Annotated in this window: 2 protein-coding genes and 1 pseudogene; all 3 read left to right on the forward strand. The window is 66.3% G+C overall.

Going from position 1 to position 2,092, the window contains the following annotated elements; translation table 11 throughout:
• The first annotated feature begins 58 nt into the window (after positions 1 to 58).
• On the forward strand, positions 59 to 589 hold the full coding sequence (gene traF, locus EOC94_RS33150; RefSeq protein ID WP_127295838.1) for a conjugative transfer signal peptidase TraF: 531 nt from the start codon (positions 59 to 61) through the stop codon (positions 587 to 589).
• Positions 510 to 1,745 (forward strand): conjugal transfer protein TraB, encoded by a 1,236-nt coding sequence (locus tag EOC94_RS33155; RefSeq protein ID WP_127295839.1) that lies wholly within the window; start codon positions 510 to 512, stop codon positions 1,743 to 1,745. Before traF ends, EOC94_RS33155 begins: the two co-directional genes overlap by 80 nt.
• 17 nt (positions 1,746 to 1,762) lie before the next feature.
• Positions 1,763 to 2,092 (forward strand): annotated as a pseudogene (locus EOC94_RS33160) (conjugal transfer protein TraH); the annotation flags it as partial.

Consider the following 2,092-nt stretch of genomic DNA (forward strand, 5'->3'; position numbering starts at 1 on the left):
CGCTGAAGCAGGCCGAGGACTTGGCGCTCTCGCAGCGCCAGAGCCCGGTGATGAAGCAATGACGAGGCGCAGCATCACGATGTTCGTCTGCGCAACCGGCGGCGTCATCGGCACTCTCGCGGCGATCGGTGTTATCGGCGGCTTTCGGCTGAACCTCACGCCGAGCGAGCCGCTCGGACTTTGGCGCATTGATACGCTTCATCGAGCCGCCATTCTCGGGGACCTTGTGTTTATCTGCCCTCCGGCCGAGCCGCAGCTCGAGGCAGCGCGGCAGCGCGGTTACCTCCGGCGCGGACTCTGTGCCGGCGGCTTCGCGCCTCTCATCAAGACTGTCGCAGCGCTCCCCGGCCAGCGCGTCGACATCGGCGAGGATGTCGAGATCGACGGCAAGCGGCTTGGCTCGTCCCGTGTCCGCAAGACGGACGGGGAGGGCAGGGCGATCGATCTCTATCCCGGAGGCACCGTGCCGCCGGGCCATCTATTTCTCCACTCATCCTTTGCGAGCTCCTATGACTCCCGATATTTTGGGCCGGTACCGGATAGCGGCCTTCTCGGCCTCGCCCGGCCGGTCCTCACCTTCGATCCGTAACCGGTGGCTCGGGCCGGTCCTGGTCGCCTTGTCGCTTGTGGTGGGCACAGTCGGCTGGAGCGGAACTGTGCTAACCCTCCCGGTCGCGATGATCTTCCCACTGCTCTGGGCGAAGTCGCCGTCGCGCGTGGTCGCGGCTGCCGTTTCGGGAGGCTATTTCCTCGCCGCCTCACGTGGCCTGCCGCAGGGTGTCGCGACCTTCTATGCCGCCGATCTCTGGCCTGGCCTCCTGCTGTGGGTGATGGCTTCGGCCTGCTTCGTCACCGTGCATGGGGCGCTCTGGACAAAGCATCCGGGGAAGGGAAGGGCGGTGCGGTATCTGGCGGCGGCGGTGCTGATGGGGCTGCCGCCATTCGGCATCGCCGGCTGGGCGCACCCTTTGACGGCGGCGGGCGTGCTCTTTCCGGGATGGGGATGGTGGGGCCTCGCCGCAACTGCGGCCAGTATCGCGATGATGACATCGCGATACTGGCCGGCAGCCGTCATTGCCCTGGGAGGCTTTTGGCTCTGGTCCGCCGCAACGTGGACAGAACCTTCCCTACCGGACGGATGGAAGGGCGTCGATCTCAAACTGGGCCAGAGCCTCGGTCGCGAGAGTTCGCTCGAGCATCACCGTGGCCTGATCGCAACGGTTCGCGCTCGGGCAGCCGAGGGAAGCCGATTCATCGTCCTTCCCGAGAGCGCCCTGGGCTTCTGGACGCCGACCGTCGCGCGTCTCTGGCAGGAGGGTTTACGCGGGTCCGACATCACCGCGATCGCCGGCGCCGCAGTGATTGATGCGGGCGGTTACGACAACGGCATGGTGACGATCTCCGCCGAGGACGCGCACATCCTCTATCGCGAACGCATGCCGGTCCCGGTCTCCATGTGGCAGCCATGGCGGGCCTGGACGGGGCAGAGCGGAGGCGCGCGAGCGCACCTTTTCGCCAATCCTGTCGTTGAGCTCGATGGCACCAGGATCGCTCCGCTGATCTGCTACGAGCAGCTCATCCTGTGGCCGGGGCTCCAGTCGATGCTGCACGCCCCGGACATCATCGTGGCGACCGGAAACGGCTGGTGGACCGCCGGCACCTCGATCGTCGCCATCCAGCAGGCCAGCGCAGTCGCCTGGGCGAAGCTCTTCAACCGTCCATTGGTGCAGGCCTTCAACACATGAGCAAAGGAGAAACCGGGATGGTCGACGCCGCCCTCATTCAGCAATGCGCCAATCCGGCTTTGAAGCCAGCGATCGTCGAGACGTTCATCGAGCGGGCAGGGTCGCAGGATCCGCTGTCCGTCACCGTCCGGTCGGGCAACCGCGTCGTGCTGGTTCCGAAGCCAACCAAGCCGGACGAGGCGATGGAACTGATCCGCCAGCATGTTGGGCGCAGTATCGTGCGGGTTGGCATCACGCAATATCCGGCCGGCCTCGGCGTCGTTGAGGCGGGCGAGCTGAAGCCCGACCTCGTCGATGCCTGCGCCAACCTCCGCATGGGTACGGCGCTGTTCGCCAGGGTCTATCGG

It is taken from the genome of Mesorhizobium sp. M6A.T.Ce.TU.016.01.1.1 (assembly GCF_003997065.1).
GTDB lineage: Bacteria > Pseudomonadota > Alphaproteobacteria > Rhizobiales > Rhizobiaceae > Mesorhizobium > Mesorhizobium mediterraneum.